This is a genomic window from Streptomyces sp. ActVer, from assembly GCF_027270795.1.
In the GTDB taxonomy this organism is placed as follows: Bacteria; Actinomycetota; Actinomycetes; order Streptomycetales; family Streptomycetaceae; genus Streptomyces; species Streptomyces umbrinus_A.
In genome coordinates this window covers 1-4493 of the sequence record NZ_JAPWHT010000635.1, presented here as the reverse complement: position 1 = coordinate 4493, position 4493 = coordinate 1, and the positions used below count along the sequence as shown (strand labels likewise).

5 protein-coding genes are annotated in these 4493 nt (G+C 71.2%); 2 read left to right on the top strand and 3 right to left on the bottom strand.

Annotated features, from left to right (window positions below):
- Positions 1–751: ATP-dependent helicase C-terminal domain-containing protein (locus O3Q52_RS49400; protein ID WP_332113018.1), on the top strand; the 751-nt coding region annotated here is incomplete at its 5' end.
- Positions 752–789: 38 nt separating this feature from the next.
- On the opposite strand, the gene O3Q52_RS49395 is transcribed toward O3Q52_RS49400, so the two are convergent.
- The 3 genes from O3Q52_RS49395 to O3Q52_RS49385 all read right to left on the bottom strand — a co-directional run bounded on the left by O3Q52_RS49395 (position 790) and on the right by O3Q52_RS49385 (position 3867).
- Positions 790–1782, bottom strand: a complete 993-nt coding sequence (locus O3Q52_RS49395; protein ID WP_269654974.1) for a DUF3068 domain-containing protein — start codon at positions 1780–1782, stop codon at positions 790–792.
- A 78-nt stretch (positions 1783–1860) separates the two neighbouring features.
- The gene (locus O3Q52_RS49390) at positions 1861–1995 is read right to left on the bottom strand and encodes an SPW_0924 family protein (RefSeq protein WP_269654973.1); all 135 of its coding nucleotides are present in this window, start codon (positions 1993–1995) and stop codon (positions 1861–1863) included.
- Positions 1996–2148: 153 nt separating this feature from the next.
- Positions 2149–3867 (bottom strand): lytic murein transglycosylase, encoded by a 1719-nt coding sequence (locus O3Q52_RS49385; RefSeq protein WP_269654972.1) that lies wholly within the window; start codon positions 3865–3867, stop codon positions 2149–2151.
- A gap of 309 nt (positions 3868–4176) precedes the next feature.
- Between O3Q52_RS49385 and O3Q52_RS49380 the strand changes: the two genes are divergently transcribed.
- On the top strand, positions 4177–4493 hold a 317-nt coding region (locus O3Q52_RS49380; protein ID WP_269654971.1), incomplete at its 3' end, for a DUF4184 family protein.

The window sequence follows — 4493 nt, the reverse complement described above, 5'->3', positions numbered from 1 at the left end:
GCGCGAGGCTGCCGGGGCCCTGCACGCCGAGGGCGACGAGGTGCGCTGGGCCGACGGTGACGTCGTGGCGCGGCGGGTCGAGCGGCTGGGCGCGGTGGAGCTGGCGGTGCGCCCGTTGCGGAACGCCGAGCCCGGGCTCGTACGGGAGGCGCTTCTTGAGGGGCTGAGGGACGAGGGGTTCGGGGTGCTGCGGTGGTCCCAGGACGCCGAAGTGCTGCGGCAGCGGCTCGGGTTCCTCCATCACCGGCTCGGAGCCCCCTGGCCCGATGTGTCGGACGACGCGCTGCACGCGCGCGTGGACGAGTGGCTGGAGCCGGAGTTGGGCCGGGCCCGGCGGCGGGCCGATCTGGAGCGGATCGACGCCGGGCAGGCGCTGACCCGGCTGTTGCCGTGGGCGTCCGGGGAGGCGGCCCGGTTCGACGAGCTGGCGCCGGAGCGCATCGAGGTGCCGAGCGGGTCCAGGATCCGGGTCGACTACGCGGATCCCGAACGGCCCGTGCTGGCGGTGAAGTTGCAGGAGATGTTCGGGGCGCGGGAGTCACCGGCCGTCGCCGGGGTGCCCGTGGTCGTGCATCTGCTGTCGCCCGCGGGCCGCCCGGCCGCCGTGACGTCCGACCTGGTGTCCTTCTGGCGGGACGGCTACCGGGGCGTACGGGCGGAGCTGCGCGGCCGGTATCCGAAGCACCCGTGGCCCGAGGACCCCGCGGCCGCGGAACCGACCCGGCACACGAACGCGCGCCTCAGGCGCTGACGGGCAGCCCTGGTTGGCGCTGACGAACAGCCCCCGGTTCAGGCGCTGACCGGTTCCGGTTCGCGGGTCTCCGTCGGTGAGGGGTCGCCGGGGCGGCGGCTGCGGGCCTCCAGGTAGAGGGAGAGCGACAGCAGCCCGGCGCCCAGGACCAGGAATCCCCACGGCAGGTACGAGGTCATCAGCAGGACGAGCAGCCGCTGGGACTTGACCAGGTCGACCGTCGAACGGATGTAGTCCTCGCGCATCTTCACGTGCCCGGCGAAGGCGGTCACCTTCTCGCGGCCCCCGAGGAGGGTGCCGCCGCGCAGCTCCTCCTTGTGGATCTCTTCTCCGTAGACGGGTGCTCCGGTGGTGGGTTCGACCCAGAACTTGCGGACCGTTGTGTACCAGCGGGTCGTGCCCGTCTTGGCGACCGACTCCGGAGTGATGCCTTCGACCGGCATGACCTTCGGGAAGGGGACTTTGGTCCAGGGGATGGTCTGCTCGAAGTAGTAAACGTTTACGCCCCGGAAGTCCTGCTCGCCCTTGTAGTGGATCGGCGCGGTGATGCGGGTCTGTGCGTCGAAGTACTCGTAGTCCCTCTTCTCCGTGAGGAAGGGCCACTTGAACTCGATGCCCTCGCGTTTGACCGGGTCTCCGTCGACCATCTCGCCGGTGGCGTGGACGGGTTCCTGGGTGTGCGCGTCGAAGATGTAGCGCTCGGGGATCCTGGAGACCATCTTGCCGTCGGGGCCCTGGACGTAGGAGAGGCCGTCCCAGACGACGACGTCGCGGCCCGCGGTCTTCTCGATCTTCTCGGAGGCCTCGACGTTGCCCTTGAGGGTCTGCACGATGGTGACCTTGTCGACCTTCTTGGCCTTCATCGTGCCGTAGTCGAGGAGGGTCGCGTCCTTCGCCTCCAGGACCATGTCCTGGTACTGGTCGGCCGGGATCTTGGCGAGGCGCGGGAAGGCGTACCAGCGCATCAGCGGGGACAGCGCCGCGAAGAACACGGCGAGGGCGAGCAGGATCAGGCTGGCCTTGCGGCGCATCTCGGCGACCCTCCCTGTGCGTTGGGGGTGTGCGTCATGGGCGTGCGGTGCGGGCGTGTGTCGCGGGTGGCTCGTGTGTCACGGGCGGCTGGGGATGGTGGTGAGCAGCGGCTTGGGTGACGTCTTGCCCGCCGGTGAGCCCATGGCCGTGATGGTGAGGACGAGCGCGAGCGCGACGGCGAGACCGGTCGCGGCGGCGATCAGGGCACGCATGCGGGGCCTCCCGACTCGGCGAAGCTGATACATCGTCAGGTCGGGCACCGTAGCAACGGGCGGGCGAGATGAGAACACGTTGCACACACAGAACGACGGTGCCCTTCCACCCGGTCGGGTGGAAGGGCACCGTCGTTCTGAAGGCCTACGAGGCTACGAGGCGGAGGGGCTCGGCGAGGAGGAGGGGGCGGCCGTCACCTTCAGCTCGACCGTCAGCGTCGCGCCGCCGGTGGTGCTGATGCGGAGCAGGAACGTGCCGGCCGTGTCGTCCGCGTACAGCTTCGGCAGCTTCAACAGGCCGTTCGCGTCCGTCTTGAGGCCCGCGAGGGTCCGTACGGTCTTGCCGTCCGCGTCCTTGAAGTAGGGGCCCTTGTCGTTGGCGGTCGCGTCGTCCGCCGCCTTGATGAGCGTGGCGGTGGCCGCGACGCCGTCCGCGGCGGCGCCCGCGTAGGTGGCCTTCACCTCGACCTGGTCCGCGAACTCGCCGCCCGCGACGCAGGTCAGCGCGGTGTCGCTGGTGCGGGCGAGGGCGTCGGCCTGGCGTGCGGTGACCGTCGCCCTGTAGTCGAGGCCGGAGACGGCACGGCCGACGACGGTGGCGCGGACCGTGAAGTCGCCCGTCTTCTCACCGGCCTTGAGCGCGGGCGCGGTGGCCACGCCGGAGCTGTTGGTGACGACGGTCGCGACGCTCTCGCCGCCGGTGAAGACGGTGTCCGTGTCACCGACGATCGTGAACCGGACCCGGACCTTCGCGACGGCCTTGCCTGCCTCGGTCTCGGTGCGGGTGGCGATCTTCTCGGCGAAGGCGTCGCCCGCGGTCGCGGTGAGCTTTGCGGTGCCCGCGTCCTCCAGGCGGTCCACCGTGTCGGTGGGCGTGGGAGGAGCGGGAGTCGTCGGCGGCGTGCTCGGCGGCGGGGTCGTGGTGGGCGGCTTCGGGCTCGGACTCGTGGAACCGCCGCCGCCCGGTGTCTGGGAGCTGGGCGGGGTCGTGCCCGGCGTGGTCGGCGTCGGGGAGGAGCTCGACCCGTTGTTGTCGTCGCTGCGGCCGGAGGGCAGGGTGCCCGTGCCGTCCGGGACCTCGTGGGTGCCCTTGCGGTAGTACTCCAGCCACGACAGGACCGTGTTCAGGTAGTGCGTCGAGTTGTTGTAGCTGAGGATCGCTCGCCTGAGGTCGGCCTTGTCGGACAGGTCCCAGCCGAACCGGCACAGGTAGCCGCCGGCGGCGAGGGCCGCGTCGTAGATGTTGTTGGGGTCCTTCTTGCCGTCGCCGTTGCCGTCGCGGCCCGACCACTCCCAGGTGGAGGGGATGAACTGCATGGGGCCCACGGCACGGTCGTAGGCGGCGTCCCCGTCGTACGCGCCGCCGTCGGTGTCGGAGATGTTCGCGAAGCCGTTGCCGTTGAGGACCGGGCCGAGGATCGGGGTGATCGTGGTCCCGTTGGTGTCGACACGGCCGCCGCGGGCCTGGCCGGACTCGACCTTGCCGATGGCGGCGAGGAGTTGCCAGGGCAGGTTGCAGCCGGGCTTGGATTCGCCCAGCGCCGCCTCGGCCTTCTTGTAGGCGTCGAGGACGGTCGCGGGTATGCCCGCCTCGGCTGCGCCCGTGCCGGTCGGCGTTCCGGTGCCCGTACTGGGCGTCGGGGTCGGGGTCGGGCTGTTGAGCGGCGGGAGGTCGGTGTAGTACGGCGAGTTGCCGGTGGCACTGTCGTCGGCGCCCGGGGCGGACGAGGGCTGGGAGCCGGCCGTCTGTCTGCCCTGTGCGGTGTCGGTCACGCCCGGCGCCTGGGACGCGGACAGCGCCGCGACCGCGACCGCGGCCACAGCGGTGGTTGCCGCCCCCTTGACAACTCGCCTGCCGAATTGCGCCGCCATTGCGTGAACCCCTCCCGTGGACGATCGCCCGCGCCTCGCGCGCTTCCTGTTGTCCGGCCGCACTCCCCCGCACGGCGACCCAGGCGACCCTACGACAACTTCCGTTGCGCAGACACCCGTTCGTGCCCGTTTTCACCGGTTGGCCATATCGCGTTTCTCCTGCCCCGGCGTCTTGGGGGCATGCGGGACCGACGGGAACTGCCGACCGCATACTGAGCGTCATCGATCAAGGGATCGCCCGGACCGTTCGGGGCCACCAGGCCGTCGCACGCGGTCGATCGCGGTCAATGTCGTTCGCAAGGAGCCCCGTTGCCGTTCACCCTCAGCCATGCCGCGGCCGTTCTGCCCGCCGTGCGCACCGACGGGACCGGACGCGGCCGACTGGTTCCGGCCCTGCTCGTGGCCGGATCGTTCGCGCCCGACATGACCTACTACGCGGCGAGTGTGCTGCCGGAGGCCATGGAGTTCGGCGACTTCACGCACTCCTTCACCGGGGTGTTCACGGTCGATGTGCTGGTCGCCTGGGCGCTCGTGGGCGCCTGGCTGGTGCTGCGCGAGCCGCTGGTGGCTCTGCTGCCGCGCGGCCGGCAGGGGCGGGTCGGGGCCCTCCTGCGCTGCGGTGCGCC